The 17,789-nt window shown below is 30.2% G+C and carries 11 protein-coding genes; 3 read left to right on the forward strand and 8 right to left on the reverse strand.

Features of this window, described 5'->3' with window-relative positions; translation table 11 throughout:
- Position 1: 1 nt before the first annotated feature.
- The 8 genes from Spiro2_RS09320 to icmF form a co-directional block, all read right to left on the reverse strand.
- Positions 2-1,351 (reverse strand): aspartate aminotransferase family protein, encoded by a 1,350-nt coding sequence (locus Spiro2_RS09320; protein ID WP_338635501.1) that lies wholly within the window; start codon positions 1,349-1,351, stop codon positions 2-4.
- A gap of 4 nt (positions 1,352-1,355) precedes the next feature.
- Positions 1,356-2,642 carry a hypothetical protein gene (locus Spiro2_RS09325; protein ID WP_338635502.1) on the reverse strand — a complete coding sequence of 429 codons (1,287 nt, stop codon included), beginning with the start codon at positions 2,640-2,642 and terminating at the stop codon, positions 1,356-1,358.
- 21 nt (positions 2,643-2,663) lie between these two features.
- Positions 2,664-3,362 carry a response regulator gene (locus Spiro2_RS09330; protein WP_338635503.1) on the reverse strand — a complete coding sequence of 233 codons (699 nt, stop codon included), beginning with the start codon at positions 3,360-3,362 and terminating at the stop codon, positions 2,664-2,666.
- Between the two features lie 16 nt (positions 3,363-3,378).
- Positions 3,379-5,763, reverse strand: a complete 2,385-nt coding sequence (cheB, locus tag Spiro2_RS09335; RefSeq protein WP_338635505.1) for a chemotaxis-specific protein-glutamate methyltransferase CheB — start codon at positions 5,761-5,763, stop codon at positions 3,379-3,381.
- Positions 5,763-7,946: a methyl-accepting chemotaxis protein gene (locus tag Spiro2_RS09340; protein WP_338635506.1), complete on the reverse strand. Its 2,184-nt coding sequence runs from the start codon at positions 7,944-7,946 to the stop codon at positions 5,763-5,765. The genes cheB and Spiro2_RS09340 overlap by 1 nt, the downstream gene beginning before the upstream one ends.
- 5 nt (positions 7,947-7,951) lie before the next feature.
- A complete protein-coding gene (locus tag Spiro2_RS09345; protein WP_338635507.1) occupies positions 7,952-8,443 on the reverse strand; it encodes a chemotaxis protein CheW in 492 nt (163 codons plus the stop codon).
- Complete coding sequence (locus tag Spiro2_RS09350; RefSeq protein ID WP_338635509.1) at positions 8,440-10,233, reverse strand: chemotaxis protein CheA; 1,794 nt, start codon at positions 10,231-10,233, stop codon at positions 8,440-8,442. Before Spiro2_RS09350 ends, Spiro2_RS09345 begins: the two co-directional genes overlap by 4 nt.
- A 134-nt stretch (positions 10,234-10,367) precedes the next feature.
- Entirely contained in the window at positions 10,368-13,643 is a 3,276-nt protein-coding gene (gene icmF, locus Spiro2_RS09355; RefSeq protein WP_338635510.1) for a fused isobutyryl-CoA mutase/GTPase IcmF, read from the reverse strand.
- A gap of 117 nt (positions 13,644-13,760) precedes the next feature.
- Between icmF and Spiro2_RS09360 the strand changes: the two genes are divergently transcribed.
- The 3 genes from Spiro2_RS09360 (at position 13,761) to Spiro2_RS09370 (ending at position 17,741) form a co-directional block, all read left to right on the forward strand.
- Positions 13,761-15,296, forward strand: coding sequence for a UDP-N-acetylmuramoyl-tripeptide--D-alanyl-D-alanine ligase (locus Spiro2_RS09360; protein WP_338635511.1), 1,536 nt, complete (start codon positions 13,761-13,763; stop codon positions 15,294-15,296).
- A 53-nt stretch (positions 15,297-15,349) separates the two neighbouring features.
- Positions 15,350-15,634: a hypothetical protein gene (locus Spiro2_RS09365; protein WP_338635512.1), complete on the forward strand. Its 285-nt coding sequence runs from the start codon at positions 15,350-15,352 to the stop codon at positions 15,632-15,634.
- Between the two features lie 292 nt (positions 15,635-15,926).
- The gene (locus tag Spiro2_RS09370; protein WP_338635513.1) at positions 15,927-17,741 is read left to right on the forward strand and encodes a penicillin-binding protein 2; all 1,815 of its coding nucleotides are present in this window, start codon (positions 15,927-15,929) and stop codon (positions 17,739-17,741) included.
- Positions 17,742-17,789: the final 48 nt, after the last annotated feature.

The following is a 17,789-nucleotide window of genomic DNA, read 5'->3' on the forward strand; positions in this document are numbered from 1 at the left end:
ATTAATCTCGCGATTTTAAAATATTAATAACACTTGCCAATATTTTTTTATAATGAGTTGCTTTTGCGATTAATGGTGGTGTTAACGATAACACATCAGCTTTTTTACCCTCTGACAAAACAATAAAACCTCGCTCTAATAATTCTTGCATTAAAGAAACACACAAATTATTTTTTTGCTTATAAAACCAAATGCCTCGCATAAATCCTTTTCCAACTAAAAAATATGGAAATTTTTGAAACAAACCCGTTGCATGCATTGTTTTTTCAAATTTAGTAAATTCTTGATCAATTTTTATAAGCTCTGCTTGAAAAGCTGGGAGCTGTTTTTGTATTGTTAAAATTGTTTTGTACGCCACATAACATGCCAGAGGATGCCCTAAAAATGTTTGCGTATGCTTTGCCTCACCTTGAGATTTTGCCCAGACGTCTAAAATATCTCCCATGCATGCACTGATGGGCAATCCACCACCAAGCGCCTTACCCAAACACATCATATCTGGCACAACGCCATAATGTTCGCATGCAAAAAGGGTTCCTGTTCTGCCAAATCCTGTATAAATTTCATCAAAAATTAAAAGAGTTCCATATTTTTTACAAAGAGCTTGGCAGGTTTTCATAAAATCAGGAGTAAAGGATCTTTTACCTCCCCGACCTTGAATAGGCTCCACCACAAGTGCCGCAAACTTTTTACTACGCAATAAATCTTCTAATTGTTGTAAAACAACAGCTGGATTATAAAGGTTATGATTTTTTAAAAAAAAGTCCTCGGTCACAGATTCATGGTTATTAACAAAATTTTCTTTAAAATAAGGAAACGGTAAAGTTACACTTTTTCCATTGAGCCAAGCTTCAAAACCACCAGTAAACTCAACTCTATCACTTAATATTAAAGGAGCAAACTGCACACCATGATAGCCACCAGCAAAACTCATAAAACAACTTCTTTTGGTGGCAAGCATTGCTGTTTTCATTGCAGATTCTATAGCATCGCCACCGCTTTGCCCAAGCAACGCTTTAGAATTTTGAAAAGGTGAAACTTGCGCAAGAAGCTCGAGTAAATGAATTCTTGAGACAGAAGGATGCACATCACCCATACCGTGTATTATTTGCGCCGCTTGTTTGCGGATTGCTTGCAACGTCACTTTAGAGCGATGACCTAATGCCAGCACTCCAAAGCATGCGCTAAAATCAAGATAACGGTTGTCATCAACATCACGAATCCACATTCCAGCAGCTTTTTTCATCACAATAGGAAAGCGATCACTAATAAAAGTGGTATCAGGACATTCAACACGCTGCAGTTTAGAAAGATAGTTTTTTGTTAGTTTCAAGGAACGATTGGTAATCATTTACTTATTTTATACCTATCCAAATTTTCGAGGTTAGCTTTAAAAACAAGAGGAATTCTTCTTCTGACTCCGAAAAAATAATCTCAAAAAGGTCTGAACTGGATTTCACTCTATAACCAAAGTTATTAAAATTACAAAAATCACAAATTTGCAATCTTTTTGAAAAAATATTTTTAACTAAAAAATCTAAGATAGATTGATAAAATTCGATAATTTCAGTATTATTCCCATTTTTATACAAACTATAAAACAAATTAATAGAAATATTCAGATTTAATTTTTCAATTAATTTTTCTATAAAAACTCGTAATAGCAAAAAACTAATAAAAATATCACAATCAAAAAATTCTTTTTTATTTTCTTTTAAAAACTCAATCTTAAAATCAAAGTTACTAATAATTGCTAAAATATCACAAGGGGTAAACAAAGCTAACCAGGTTGGATTGTTAAAAGGATTTATAAAATTATTAAAGTTTAAATTAAAATAATTATTTAATATATTCTGGTTAAGTTTATAATAAATAGGTACAATAATTAATTTAGCATTTAAATTATTAGACAAATCTAAAATATCATTAAAATTTATACTTAAATTATTATAATTCTTAGAATATCCAAATACAAAAACATAAGTTTTATTTAACTTCCATAAGTTACTAGCAAATGAATGAAGTTCATTTTTGTTTAGATTGCTTCTAGCAATATCATCTATAATATATGTTTTATGTGTAAATTCCCGGACATCTCGCATTTCTAAAATTTTTTTAATCAATTCAAAAATACGAAATTTGCTTAAAATTAAATAATCAACACAGCTACTAAAAAAATTATACAATGCATAAGTAATTCTAAATTTATTAAATATTAATAAATAACTTAAAAAAAGCATTATTGGGAATAAAAAATTAGAATAAAAAATATCAAATCTATAAAAAACAAGATAGAAAAAAATTAAAAATAAAAAAACTTTAAAATAGCCAACTAAATTATAATAAGCAGACAAATCTGATTTAATATTTAAAAATTCTTTTTTAAATATTAAATTTCCTTCTTTTTTATATTCTTTTATAAAATTATCAATAACATGAGTTTTACCTACACCAAACTGCCCAACTAAAAATATTATTTTTTCTTTTTTATTGATTAAAAATTTAAGTTGATCTTTAATATTTTCAAATTCATCAAAGCGAATAATTGTAACGTTTTTACACTCCACTTCATTACTTGCAGAGTTGCCATATACAATTTTTCTTAACTGATGCCAGTTTTTTTTAAATGCTATAAAAATCATTGTTAATTCCACTATAAATTTTTATTTTTTAACACCTTTAGTTTCAATATCAATTGAATCAGAATTACTTTTAAGAACATTAATTGGCTTAATCAAAGAAATTTTAGAAATGTTTTTGTAAGATTTAGAAATTTCACGATCTATAAGATCACATTCATAAATTTTTTTAATAAAATTATTTAACAAATTTTGATCTTCTTGTAAAATTGTTGTTTTATCTAAAAGCAAATTTTCAGCTTGAATAATTCTTTCTTGACATTTAATTATATAATCAGAAAATAATTCAATTAAATAATCTTTTTCTTGGGATAAAATTTTATTTCTATTTTCTGTTTCTTCCATACACAAAGCATTTTTAATTGCATTAATAAATAAATCAAAGTTAACAGGTTTTTCTAACAAATCAAAAATACCAAATTTTAAGCACTCAATTGCTAACTTTTTTTCTGCAAATCCTGTAATTACAACAATTGGTTTTTTTATACCTAATTTATTAATTGATAATATTACATCTAAACCATTCATTTTTGGCATTTTAAAATCTAATAAAAATAAATTTGGCCTTGCCCCAGCATTTAATTTTTCTAATGCATCCAAAGGAGAACTAAAAGTTTCTATATTAACATCAAAATATTCTTTTGTAATTTCTTTATAGTTTTCTAATATACCCAACTCATCATCAATCATAAATATTGTTTTATTTTTATAGTTTATAGCCACAAACCTTCTCCAAAATTTAATGAGATATAGTTTTTGTTAAGGTAATAATTTTATTAGCAACATTATCAATTGGTTCAATAAAATCAACAGCATTTAATTTTATTGCTTCTTTGGGCATTCCAAACACAACACAGGTTGCTTCATCTTGCGCAATAGTTTTAGATCCTGAGGCTTTCATTTTTTTTAAACCTTTAGCTCCATCATTGCCCATACCAGTTAAAATAACTCCTAATGATTTTTTTAAATTAAGGTCTGCAATTGAAGAAAATAACACATCAACAGATGGCCTGTGCCCATTTACCAAATCACTTGTAGAAATATCTATTTTAAACTTGCTTTGTTGCTTAATAACTTTCATTTGCTTGTTACCTGGAGCGATATAAACAGTGTTTGGTAATAATTCTAGATCATGACTTGCTTCAACAACATGAAAAGAACAAATATTATTTAATCTATCGGCCAATGCCTTAGAAAAAACTTCTGGAATATGCTGTACAACAACAATTGGCGGAATATTTTCTGGCAATCGCTCTAAAACAATTTTTAATGCCTCTGTTCCACCTGTAGAAGAGCCAATTGCAATAATATAATTTTTATCAAGAGCCTCTTCATTATTATTTTTATAAAAAGAATATTTTGATAAATTAGAAATTTTTGAACTTTTGGCATTAATAATTTTTTCTATTAATACTAAACTTTCACTTTCAATATCCTTCATTTGCGGTTTTTGAAAAAAGTCAATGGCACCAGTTTCAAGCGCTTCCATTACAAGCGAACCTTCTTCCATGTTGAGTGCACTGACAACAATGGTAGGTATTTTAAATTCAGGGATCACAATTTTTAAAACATCAATACCATTTAAGTAAGGCATATTGATATCAAGCGTAAGAACATCGGGTTGCAAGTTTTGCACTTGAATTTTTACATCTCTCGGATCAGAAACTTCTCCTACTACTTTTATTCTTTTATCTTTAGAAAGCATATTTTTGAGTTGCATTCTTATTGTTGGAGAATCATCAACAATTAATACTTTAATTGGAGAATTGTTTTTATCGTTATGATGAATACTTGTATTGCTTGGCAAAGCTGTTTCGTTTGATAAATTTTTTGAAATTTTCCGATTATTTGAGTTTTGTTTAAAAATAGTATCAATTTTAAAGCAAATTTCTTCTTCTGAATCAGAAATATTTTTAATATCAGGTTTTTCTACATAATCCGACGCACCCAAATCTAACGCTTCTTTTACAACGTTTGTTCCATCTCTTTCAACTGAGCTGACAATGAGTACTGGAGGATGAATGCCTTTTTTAAAATCTTTGCGCAAATACTCTATGCCAGTTTCACCCGGCATATGAATATCTAACGTTATAATATCAACATCTAACGTTTTTAAAATAGAACGAGCCTCTTGAGCATTTAAGGCCGTACCAACCACTTCAAAACCTTTGTCTTTTTTGAGAATTTTTTTAAGTAACATTAAAATAGTCGGAGAGTCGTCTACACACAAAATTTTTATAATTGATTTTTTTGGCAATTCCTGAACTATCGCTTTTTCTTTATTATCAAAATCAAAGTTTTTATGACAGTATATTGAGTTTGAAACAAGATTTACAGGCAAATTGTATCCTAAAATTGATTCACTAATTCCTAGTACCATAATTCCATAATCTGATAGTCTACTTAATAGTGAATTGATAATTTGCGACACTTGCTGTTGGTTAAAGTAAATTAACACATTTCTACAAAAAATAACATCAAATTTTTCTTTTGTAAATTGATTATCAAGTTTTAACAAATTAGCAACTTCAAACGTTATCGAATTTTTAATATGTGATTTTGGTTTAACAAAACTACTTAACTCTCCTTTTCCTCTAAGCCAATTTCCATGTACATAATAAAGTGGAACTTGGGATAGTTCTTTAAATTCGTACACAGAATTTTGCGCATATTGAACAGATTCATAATCAACATCTGTACCTAAAATTTTATAGTCAAAATCTTTTAATTTATTTTGAGTTTTAAGCTTATTAAAAAACATTGCGAGCGAATATGCTTCTTGGCCTAAACTACATGCGGCACTCCAAATTTTAATTGTTTTATCTTTTTTATGATTTAAAATATTATTAATTAATTTATATTCAATATCTTCAAAATGAAAATACTCTCTAAAAAAGAATGTATGATGAGTGGTTGCACAAGAAATAAGCATTCTTTTTTCGGTTACTAAATTTTTTTCTAAATAATCAAGATAAGAAGCTGGCTCTTTAATACCGAGGATTGAAAATCTTTTTAACAAACGATTTTGGATCATGGGATAATTTTTTTCAGTTAACTGATTTCCAGTTTCATCATAAACAATTTTAATAATTTTAGGAAGAATTTTCTTCCATTCAGCATCCATTAAAGCTCCTCAAAGCGAGAATCATTATAAGAAGGAACTTCTTTCTTTAAGTTATCTTTTTTTTCTGAATTTGGAGGAGAACTTGATTTTTTATCAGTTTTAAAAGAATTTTGATTGTTATTTTTAGGTTTAATATCATGATCATTTTTATTATCAATAATTATATTTTCTAATTTTATATCACTATTTTCTCCATGAATAATGAGTAATAGTTGAGTTGCAACGTTACCAATTGCAACACTTTGCGTTAAAAGCTCGTCTGCTGTAGAAGAAGATTTTTGGGCAATGGTTGAATTTTGATGCGTGACAGAGTCTAATTCATTCATAGCATTATTGATTTCTTGCACACCTTTCGCTTGTTCTTGAGCAGAATTCGCAATTTCATTCACTAAATTATTAACTTCTTCTGAGTTTACATATATTTTTTCAAATACATTAGAGCACTTTATACTTATTTCTTCGCCTTTTTTAACAGAATTTTCAGATTTTTTAGAAATATTTTCAATATTACTTTTTGTTTCATCTATAATACTTTTAACTTTATGCAAACTATTATCAAGCATTGTTGAAATTTCGGTTGAGGCCGTACCGCTCATTTTAGCAAGATTTCCAACCTCTTCGGCAACCACAGAAAAACCTCTGCCATGCTCTCCTGCTCGTGCGGCTTCTACAGATGCATTAAAAGAGAGAAGCTTGGTTTGAAATACAATTTCATTAATCACTTTTGTTTTATTTTCAATTTCTGAAATTAAATTGACAATTTCTGAAATTCTTTTATTGCCTTCAAAAAATTCCTTTAGAACTTCGTCATTACTGTGTTTTATCTGCTTAATAGAAATTAACATCTCATTGACTATATTTTTACCTTCGCGTACTTTTTCTTTGTTTTCATCCGATTTTTTTCTTGATAAATCTGCCATTTCTGATGATTTATTCATCATAACACTAATTTCATTTACCGCCGCCACTGTTTCTTGCAGCGATGCTGCTTGCTCTGTTGCCGCTGCAGAAAGTGCTTGACTATCTCCAGAAGAATCCTGAGATGCTTTTTTTAGCAAATGGTTTCCTTGCGACATTTTATTTGCCAAATCTATTAAATGGTTAACAAGATTTTTAACTAATAAACTACTAATAAATACTGTTAAACTTATTAAAATAATAAAAGATAAAATAAAAATAATCTTTGTAAAATTAATTTCAGATAACATTTCTTCTTCTGAAACTGAAAGAACAATTCTCCAACCTAAGTTATCAACTATTTTTTCGCCCACTATATTTTTTAATCCTTGAGTATATTTTTTTCCATTTATAGAGTGTTCAATCTGCCTATAATGATCTTTTAAGAATTGAGGATTTTTTTCTGTATCCCATTCTTTTAATAAATTAACAACATTTAATTTTTTTTCATCGTGCACAACATCTGTATTTCCATTATTTTGAGAAGGAGAATAATCAAATAAAAGCATACCATTATTACTTAATAATTTAAATTCTGCCGATTTTTTTTCTTCTTCTATAAATTTTGGAAATACACGGGTAATCACTGCCTCTACCCACATAAAATCAGCATGCGTACTGATAACTCCTATAGCCTCTCCTTTGGAATTGTACACAAAGGTAGAAAATATTGATGCAAAAGCTTTATTTTGGTAAGATTTTTCAATTATATCAGAAAAATTTGGATTTTGAAATGCAACAGATGTGAATCCCTTTTTTTCATCTTCTAAAAAACGTTTTTCTACAACATCTTTAAACCACTTTGTATTTTTATAATTGTATTTGTATAAAATATCATTATTGATTCTTTTTCCTTTAGGAGAAATACTATTTACTGCAACCAAATTGCCATTTAAATCACAAACCATTATTAAATTGTAAATTCCATAAAATTCGACTATTTTATTTAAGTAACTTGTACCTTCAAAATTACTATAGCCATTACTTGCCAGATTTTTAAAATACAGAGAAAAAGCTTTTATATCTCCATACCGTTCAAAAAATTGATCTTGAATCGCTTCAGAAATTGATGATGCATCTTGTAATAATTGAATGTCTTCATTTTTTTCTTGCTTAGCAAACACTAAAAAAAGTAGAGTTAATGCAACTAAACCTGTTATTAACACTCCGCCAATACAAAGAATCAGTATTTTAATTTTAAGACTTAATGAATTAAATTTTTTCATAAGTTTTAACCATTCCCCTCTTTTTGCAAGTGGACCAAATCTTCAATGCTTAAAGTTTTTACCAAATTTATTAGCAAAATAATTTGTCCCTTAATATCAACAATACCTTCAATGTAATCATTAAAAATACTCGATTGCATGTCTGGTTTTGGTAGAATTTTTTCTTCTTCTATATTGATTACAGAATCTACAGAATCAACCAATACACCAATTATAATATTGTCTAAATCACAAACTATAACAGAATTTTCTTCTGTTCCCTTAGATGTAATACTTAATTTTTTTCGCATATCTATTACACTAATGACTTTACCTCTTAAATTCATAATTCCACAAAAATAATTTGGTGTATAAGGTATTTGTGTAAATTCTGGAACCGCAATGACTTCTCTCACTTGAAGCAGTGGAATACTAAATACTTCGTGACCTAAACTAAAACAAAGAAAACGCTCGTCTGTTAAGTTAATTTTTTTTGCAATCTCATGATTTGCTGTCATAGTTCAATCCTATTTTTACTTCGCTGAAAATTTTTCTGAAAAGAATGACTTAATACCAAATCACCAATTTCTAAAATTGGTGCTGCTTTGCCATCACCTAAAATAACACTGCCAACTATGCCTTTTTCACAACGAAGCTCTTCTCCTAAGGACTTTGTCACAATAGACTGAATAGCAATTATTTTATCAACTACAGCAGCAATTTTTTTATCGTTGCTTTTAATAATAAAAACAGATTTATCGGTATTTTTAATTGAATTATTTTCTTTTTTAATATTTCCAAAACCTTCAGACAAATCAAAAATAGGAATCTCTTCGTTACGTAATATAATAATGCTATCAATATTTGATATATATTTAATTTTGCATTTACTTAAACTCATACATTCAACAACTTGATTTAATGGTATAACATATTTTTTGTTTGAAATTTCTGTAATAAATGCATCCATTATTCCAATAGTTAGTGGAATTCTAATTTTAAATTTTGTTCCTTCATTAATTTTTGATTTTATTTCTATTTTACCATTTAATTCATCAATGGTTGTTTTAACAACATCCATTCCTACTCCACGCCCAGAAATTTCTGTTGTTTCTGCTTTTGTCGAAAAGCCTGGAGCAAAAATTAATTTATAGCATTCTTCATCTGTTAATTTTTCTGTTCCTTTAATTAATCTTTTTTTCACAGCACTTTCGTATATTGTCTGAGGATTCATTCCTGCTCCATCATCTTGAACAACCAATACAAGATCTCCAGACTCATGACTTGCCGTTACATTAATTGTGCCAACTGTTGCTTTATTTTTACTTATTCTAATTTCTTCGTTTTCTATACCATGGTCAATAGAATTTCTAATCATATGCATTAAAGGATCTGCTATTTCATCTAAAATAAATTTATCAATCTCTGTATCTTCTCCATTAAATTTTAAATCAATTTTTTTGTTTAAAAATAATGAGGTATCATGAGCTGTTCTAGTAAGTTTTTGAAAAACTGGTTTGATTGAAACCAATCTTAAACTCATAATAATATCTTGAACCTCTTTAGTAATTTTATAAAGAAGCCTATACGTATTTTTTAGTTCATTAAAGTCTTTATTATTAATTTGCTCTTCGATCATGCTTTCAATAATTACAATTTCTCCAATATTATTTTGTAGTCTTTCTATTCTAGATATAGAAACTCTTATAACGTCATCTACGTTTTCTGGTTTTTTATTTTCTTTTTTCTTAACTTTATTAATATTATTATTACTTACAATAATTGGATGTTCCTCTTTTTTAGGTACATCACTACCAAAAAAACCAAATTCTTCTTTTATTGGAGGATTTTCTTCAATTACAATTTGTTTTTCTTGTTCAGTATTTTGTCCCGTTTCCTGTTCTACTCCTTGGTTTGAATTTCTATTTTCAATAAAATCTTTTATTTCGCTAACTAATATTTTGTAATCTGAGGTATATTGATTATTATTTTTTAACTCACTAATAATAAGTTTAACTTTATCATTTGCTTTTAATAAAAGATTGACTAATTCATTGTTAACAGAAATTTCTTTATTTTTGAGTTTTAAAAGTAAGGATTCTAAATTATGAAGAATTTCTGAAACTTCTAAAAAACCAACAGCCTTCGCGCTCCCTTTTAAATTGTGCGCAAGTCTAAAGCTTCGAGACAATAGATCTAAAGGAGTATTTTCTGAAAATTGTAAATAAACTTCTTCTGCTTCTTCAAGATTAATATCTGACTCTTGAAAAAACGTGTTTATCAATTCTTTTTCAAAATCGTCTGCCATTTTAACAACCAACTATTCTAAAAAATTTATGCCCACGCAGAATATCGTTTAAAATGACGTTTTAAGTTAATTATAATTAAAGACATGTCAATTTTATAACATTTTTTGTTTATTTAATAAAATTTTTTGATTTATTACATAGCTCTACGGTATTGTCCGCCCACTGCATACAATGCTTGTGTAATTTGACCAAGTGTCGCATAACGCGTTGTGTTTAATAGCTCTTCAAATACATTACCGTTTTTAAGAACAATATATTGTAATTTTTTTAATGCTTCTTGAGATTTTTGCATATGTTGTTTTTTAAAATGATTTAGTCTATTTATTTGTTCTGATTTTTCTTGATAATTGGCTCTTGATAAAGGTATATGAGTTTTATTATTTTCAGTTGCATTAGTGTTTAAGTAGGTATTGACTCCAATAATTGGCAATTGGCCAGAATGCTTTAATGTTTCGTAATACAAGCTTTCTTCTTGTATTTTACCTCGTTGGTACTGCGTTTCCATGGCTCCTAATACACCACCTCTACTTGATATCCGCTCAAATTCTGCCAAAACAGCGGCCTCAACATCATTGGTTAAAGCTTCAATAAAGTAACTCCCTTGCATGGGGTTTTCATTTTTTAATACCCCATACTCACGAGCTAAAATAAGCTGAATTGCCATACTTCTTCGCACACTTTCTTCGGTAGGTGTGGTAATCGCCTCGTCATAAGCATTTGTGTGCAAAGAATTGCAGTTGTCAGATAAAGCCAGTAACGCCTGCAGTGTGGTGCGAATGTCGTTAAACTGCATTTCTTGGGCATGCAACGATCGCCCACTTGTTTGAATATGGTACTTTAATTTTTGAGAACGTTCGTTTGCTTTATATCGCTCTTTCATCGCTATTGCCCAAATTCTACGTGCCACCCGACCAATCACAGAATATTCGGGATCCATTCCATTACTAAAAAAGAACGCCAAATTAGGCGCAAACTCATCAACGTGCATTCCTCTACTTAAATAATACTCAACATAGGTAAATCCATTGGCAAGAGTCAATGCAAGCTGGGTAATAGGGTTTGCCCCCGCTTCAGCAATATGATAACCAGAAATACTGACTGAATAATAATTTTGCACATTATTTTTAACAAAAAATTCTTGAATATCACCCATCATTTTTAACGCAAAATCAATAGAAAAAATGCAGGTATTTTGTGCTTGATCTTCTTTTAAAATATCTGCTTGAACTGTTCCCCGAACCTGGCCCAATGTGTAAAAATAAGCGCTGCGGTATTCTTCTGGGGTAAGAGCTCTACCAACTTTTATCTCTTCTTTGGCAACTTGCTGATCGATTGCTGCATTAAAAAACAACGCAAGCAAAATTGGTGCTGGCCCATTTATAGTCATACTCACGCTGGTATTTGCTTCACACAAATCAAATCCTTTATAAAGAAGTTTCATGTCATCTAAGGTTGCAATACTCACACCGCTTTCACCAATTTTTCCATAAATATCGGGTCTTTCATTTGGCTCATCGCCGTATAACGTGACACTATCAAAGGCGGTAGAAAGTCTTTTTGCCGTGTCGCCTTGAGTTAAAAAATGAAACCGGTTGTTTGTTCTTGCAGGACCGCCTTCACCTGCAAACTGCCGTTTTGGATCTTCGTCTGAACGTTTAAAAGGAAACACTCCAGACGTAAACGGAAAAAATCCAGGTAAATTTTCGTTTCTTAAAAATTTTACAATATCTCCATAGTTTTCAAATTGTGGTAAATGTAACTTTTTAATTTTTAATCCAGATAAAGAAACAGAATAAGTAACTACTTCGTATTTTTTGTCTCTAACATAATAACTATAAACATCACCTTCGTAATTTTGTTTTAAGCTATTCCAATTTTTTAAATTTTCTATTAAATATTGCGGCAATAAATTCCATAATTTTTTTGATTCATCTTCAAAAATATTTTTTAAACTCAATTTATTAATAATTTCTTGAGATTTTTCGAGTGAATATATATAATTTGCATTTTTAACATGCTCATTGGTTTGTTCATGATAATTTTTAATAGTTTGCGAAATTTCATTTAAATAATTTGACCTATTTTGTGCTATGATTGATGAAATATTTGTTGATTTTTTAGCAATTTTCATTTGCACCTTATCTTGCCAAACATTATCATTTGATTTTTTATTTAGTAACTTTAGCAAACTTTTATATAAAGCATTAACACCATCATCATTAAATTTAGAGGCTATTGTACCAAAAATTGGATAATCTTCTTCTAAAATATTTCTGTTTCCTGCAAACCTAGTACGCCTAATTAACGATTTTACATCTCGGTATGCATCTTCAGATCCTCTACGATCAAACTTATTGATTGCAATAAAATCTGCAAAATCGAGCATATCAATTTTTTCTAGTTGTGTTACGGCTCCAAATTCACTTGTCATGACATACAAGCTCAAATCAGATACATCTAAAATTCCTGTATCACCTTGACCTATACCACTTGTTTCAATAATAATTAAATCAAACTTTAACGATCGCGCAAGACATATTGCTTCTTTTGTAACTGAAGACAGTTCATTTTTACTACCTCTTGTAGCAAAACTATGCATAAATATATTTGAATTATAAACCGCATTCATGCGAATACGATCTCCAAGTAATGCTCCTCCTGATTTTTTTTTCGAGGGATCAACACTAAATATACAAATTTTTTTCTCAGGAAACTCTAAAATAAATCGTCTAATAATTTCATCGGTAAGACTACTTTTACCAGCTCCTCCTGTACCTGTTACACCTAATACAAGCGGATAATTTTTTTGCCTTCGCTTAGAAAAATCAACATTTGCATTATCAATTTGTAACCGAATTTCTGACGGCAAATTATTGATATCATGTTCAATGATTGATAATGCTCTCGCAAATTTTAAATTTTCTGAAACTGATATTTTTTTATTTTTAAACTCTTGCGGCCATTCATAAATTGAAAAATCTGATTTTTGAAGCATATCGCATAACATGCCCTCTAAGCCCATTTTTAATCCATCTTCTGTAGAATAAATTCTTGTTATTCCAAAATCATGCAGATTTTCAATTTCTTGAGGAAGAATAACACCGCCTCCTCCTCCAAATATTTTTATATCTTGACGGCCATTTTTATTTAATATCTCTTTCATATACTTAAAAAATTCGACATGGCCTCCTTGGTAAGAACTTACAGAAATTGCTTGAACATCTTCTTGAATTGCAGCATTAACTATTTCACTTACGCTACGATTATGTCCAAGATGAACAACCTCAACACCTCCTTGCTGCAGAAGTCTCCGAATTATATTAATGCTCACATCATGACCATCAAACAAAGCCGTTGCAGTCATAAATCTCACCTTGTTTTTAAGTTTATAATTAAAACTTGTCTCCATGGCTTCATTTCCTATATGGTTTCGTTATATTGGATCATTCTGCTAATGATACCGGCTATTTTTTTTTAATTATAGCGTAGTTTCTTTAATTTATAATAATTATGGAGAAAATTCAAAATGTGGCCACTTTCTGGAAAAGAAATTTATCGAGCCATTACTCATGATGAAAATAGTTTAAATGTGTTTGACAATTGTATAATACTTGGAGTTTCTAGCGACAGTCGAAAAATTACACCAAATAATCTATTTGTTGCAATTCAAGGTGAACAATATGATGGACACGCTTATTTAGCAGAATGTTTTGAAAAGGGTGTGCAAATTGCTTTAGTTCACAAAGATTCCGAATTTATTAAAAAGCTATCACCAGAAAATCAAAAAAAATGTATCCAAGTAGAAAATGTCATAGATAAATTTAGAAATTTTGCAAAATTTATGCGCAGTAGATTTGATTTTCCTGTCATTGCCGTTGCTGGAAGTAATGGCAAAACAACTACAAAAGAAATGATTTTTAGTTTGTTAAATAGCGAAACAGAAAAAGTCACTAAAACCGAAAAAAGCGAAAATGGCTTTTTAGGAATGGCATTAACTCTTTGTCAAGAAGCTCACAATATCAGCTCTCCTCCGCATGCCCTAATTCTAGAAATTGGAATTGATGAAGTTGGCGCTATGGCACAACATGTGTCACTCAGCACACCTCATATTTCTTTAATTACTGCATTAGGACCAGAGCATCTTGAACGATTGATTGATTGGGACACAGCAGCCTCAGAAGAACTTATTTTATTTCAAAACCTGAATTCTAAAAAAATTTGGCAACTTAGTGACCAAAAATTGCTTACAGAATTTAATCACCAAATTGAAAAAAATTCTTGTAATGACAAAAATGCAATTTCTACAATTAATGATTATATTATTATCGAAAAAAATAATTTTGAAAAAATTGAGAATAAAGACAAATTATTAAATTTTGTAAAAAAAATTATTATTTGGGAATTAACTCAATCATCTAGTTTTGATAACACAGTTAAATTTGAAATTCTACCAAAAGAAAATCATTACAAAAATTGTGAATTTAAAATATTGATGCCCAGCATTCATAACGTGACAAATTTTGCATTAGCATTTTCTGTCGCTATAATGCTTAATAAATCGATAAATTATATACAAGAGTGCTGGAAAAACTTTACAATACCGCCAATGCGCTCAAATATTAAAAAATTAAAAAATGGCAATATCTTATTTGATGATACATATAACTCAAGCCCTATGAGCCTTGAAGCCGCTCTGCACTTTTTTGATAATAAAGATTTTTACAATAAAGAAAAACTTATTATTCTTGGCGATATGCTAGAGCTTGGAACTGAGTCAAAATACTGGCATGAAAAAATTTTTTATTCGCTTAAAAATTTACAGAACTCCTACTTGTGCCTATACGGCTCTGGAATGTATGATTGTTATAAGCTTCTTAAAAATATAGAAGATGAGCTAATTTCTCTTAATAATACTAAGATTTATTGGCTTGCAAAATCTGAAGATCCCAATAAGTTTTTAAGTGAAATTAAAGTAAATCTTTTAGATTTTTTAATCCTTGTTAAAGGAAGCCGGGGCATGAAACTTGATAGGATAGTAAAAACAATAGAAAAAAATTTTTGATTATACTGCACTCTATCTAACATACGCAGTTTTGAATTTCGGGAGGTGTATTTATGCGACCTGAAGTACTTCAAAATGAACTATTAAAAATTCTTGAAGGCTCTTTTACCGAAAGATCATCTCATAACAAAGATGATTTTGTTCTTTCTCTCAACGAAGATCAAATGTTTAAGCTATGGAATATACTAGGAGAAGAACTTGGGATTGATCTTTCTCTCGCAACAGCAGATCAAAGAAAACTTTTGTTTGAATCGTGCGAAAATGGCAAACACATTGCTGCAAGAGATTTTAGTTCATTGCTGTGGTTAGTTTATTACAGTGATGCGGCGTATCAATAGCTCATTTTAATATTTTCCTTTACATTTTTTAAATTTTTAGAATATTATGTATTTTTAAATATTTTTAATTTGATCTATTAAAATTAAACAGTTAAAAATATTTTTTAACTTTAAAATTGAAAAAAAGATTTTAATCGGTTACAGCTATCTTTTGTTATTAAGCACTTAGTTTTCTAAGATAAATTTATATTTTAGAAAAAAGAATTGCATTTTTTAAAAACCATCCGGTTTTATATAAAATTAAAAATTATAAATTAAATGAGCTGCTTAAATAATAAACGAAAGTATAAAAATGAAGAATTATCGTCACAACACATCTCTACTTAAAAAAATTAAAAATTATTTTGACCCTCGTAATATCAAATCAACTGCAAATTTTCAAAAAAGAGCATATGTTATGAGTGCTATTTTTTTTGTCGCACTCATTTGCATTTTAATTAGGTATGCATGGCTGACTTTTTTTCCAACTTCAATTAGAACAAAACTCATTGCAACAGGTTCAAAACAATTTGAAACTAGTATAAATTTATCAAATCCTAGAGCAACAATCACCGACCGCAACGGAAAAGTTCTTGCCGTAAGCGTGCCGAGCACAAGCATTTTTTTGTTAACTAAAAAAATGCCGAAAGATAAAGAAACACTTGAAAAAGTTTCTAAACAACTAAAAATTCCTCTGCAAGAATTATTAAGTTACCGTAATGAAAAAAAAAGTTTTATTTGGATTAAACGTCAAATGACGCAGAGTGAGTTTCAAAAAATTGGATCGTTAAAAAAATGGAAACACTTTATAGATACTGTTGATGAGCCCAAACGCGTTTACCCAGAAAAAGACCTTGCTGCACATCTTATTGGTTTTGTAGGATCAGACGGACAAGGACTAGAAGGTATAGAAAAAGTTTACAACTCAAGACTGAGCGCAAAAGCAATTAAAGTTGATGTTGCACGAGACGCCATGGGCAGAACCTTTGTTTTAGCTCCCAATGATGCTTCAAAACCTGCACAACATATTCCGCAACTAAACTTGTCAATTGATATTTCAATTCAACAATTTGCACAACATTCATTACGCGAAGGTGTCATACGCTCCAAAGCAAAAGGCGGAAGCGTAATTGTTGTCGATGTCACCACCGGAGAACTCCTTGCAGTGGCAAGTTACCCAACCTACAACCTAAATACTCCTCCACAAAACGATCCCGAAGCAAGACGCTTTCGTCCTGTGATGGACGCAATCGAATTAGGCTCTGTGGCAAAACCGATGTGGATTGCCAAAGCTCTTGATCTTGGGCTGATTTCTCCGAGCACACGCTTTGATGTGACAGGAGGAAAAATGGCAGTACCGGGTGGTTTTATTCGCGACGATCACCCCATGAAAATATTAGATACTCAAGGAGTTTTAAGATATAGTAGCAACATTGGTATGTATAAAATCTCTCAAAAAGCAGGACGAGAAAAATTTTATGATTCACTTATGAAAGTGGGGTTTGGTCGCTCGCCTGGCACAGGGTTTCCTGGCGAATGGAAGGGACGAATTCATAGGCCAGAAACCTGGAGCGAAATGCGTTTTGCAAATATGTCTTTTGGCCAAGGTTTTGCCATATCACCATTACAGCTTGCGCATGCTTTATCAATTATTACTGGAGGGGGCGTGGATAGAGGAATCAATCTACTAAAGCGCGAAAATTACTCTTCAGAAGAAACAGAAGTTGGTCCTCCACTTCAATTTATCTCCCCAAAAACGAGTAAAGTTATTGCCAGAATGATGGGTAACGTTACAGAAGAAAGTAACGCAGGAAGAATTCCTGGAGTATTTGTTGGTGGCAAAACGGGAACGGCACAAATTTGGTCAAAAAAAGATAAAGCCTATTCAGAGCGCACAGCCGTTTTTGAAGGAATTATTCCTGCAAACAATCCAAAGCTCGCAATCATTGTTGTTCTTGACGAAGTGAAAGTACGCCCCGCATATGGCGCACTACTGGCAGGACCCGTGTTTTCTGATATTGGCAAAAAAACAGTTCACTACTTAAACTCGCAAGGAATATTTAATGTTGAACCATTCACCAATGCCTATCTAGATAAAAATATAGACAAAAATACACCTATTCAATAGCTTGACTTTGATATATCAATTATGCATAGATACCTAGCCACAGTCAAC

Source organism: Spirobacillus cienkowskii (genome assembly GCF_037081835.1).
GTDB classification, from domain to species: domain Bacteria; phylum Bdellovibrionota_B; class Oligoflexia; order Silvanigrellales; family Silvanigrellaceae; genus Silvanigrella; species Silvanigrella cienkowskii.

Coding starts and splice junctions, on each gene's coding strand:
- Spiro2_RS09320 (WP_338635501.1), bottom strand. CDS start 1,351: ATGATTACCAATCGTTCCTTGAAACTAACAAAAAACTATCTTTCTAAA.
- Spiro2_RS09325 (WP_338635502.1), bottom strand. CDS start 2,642: ATGATTTTTATAGCATTTAAAAAAAACTGGCATCAGTTAAGAAAAATT.
- cheB (WP_338635505.1), bottom strand. CDS start 5,763: ATGGATGCTGAATGGAAGAAAATTCTTCCTAAAATTATTAAAATTGTT.
- Spiro2_RS09340 (WP_338635506.1), bottom strand. CDS start 7,946: ATGAAAAAATTTAATTCATTAAGTCTTAAAATTAAAATACTGATTCTT.
- Spiro2_RS09345 (WP_338635507.1), bottom strand. CDS start 8,443: ATGACAGCAAATCATGAGATTGCAAAAAAAATTAACTTAACAGACGAG.
- Spiro2_RS09350 (WP_338635509.1), bottom strand. CDS start 10,233: ATGGCAGACGATTTTGAAAAAGAATTGATAAACACGTTTTTTCAAGAG.
- icmF (WP_338635510.1), bottom strand. CDS start 13,643: ATGGAGACAAGTTTTAATTATAAACTTAAAAACAAGGTGAGATTTATG.
- Spiro2_RS09360 (WP_338635511.1), top strand. CDS start 13,761: ATGTGGCCACTTTCTGGAAAAGAAATTTATCGAGCCATTACTCATGAT.
- Spiro2_RS09365 (WP_338635512.1), top strand. CDS start 15,350: ATGCGACCTGAAGTACTTCAAAATGAACTATTAAAAATTCTTGAAGGC.
- Spiro2_RS09370 (WP_338635513.1), top strand. CDS start 15,927: ATGAAGAATTATCGTCACAACACATCTCTACTTAAAAAAATTAAAAAT.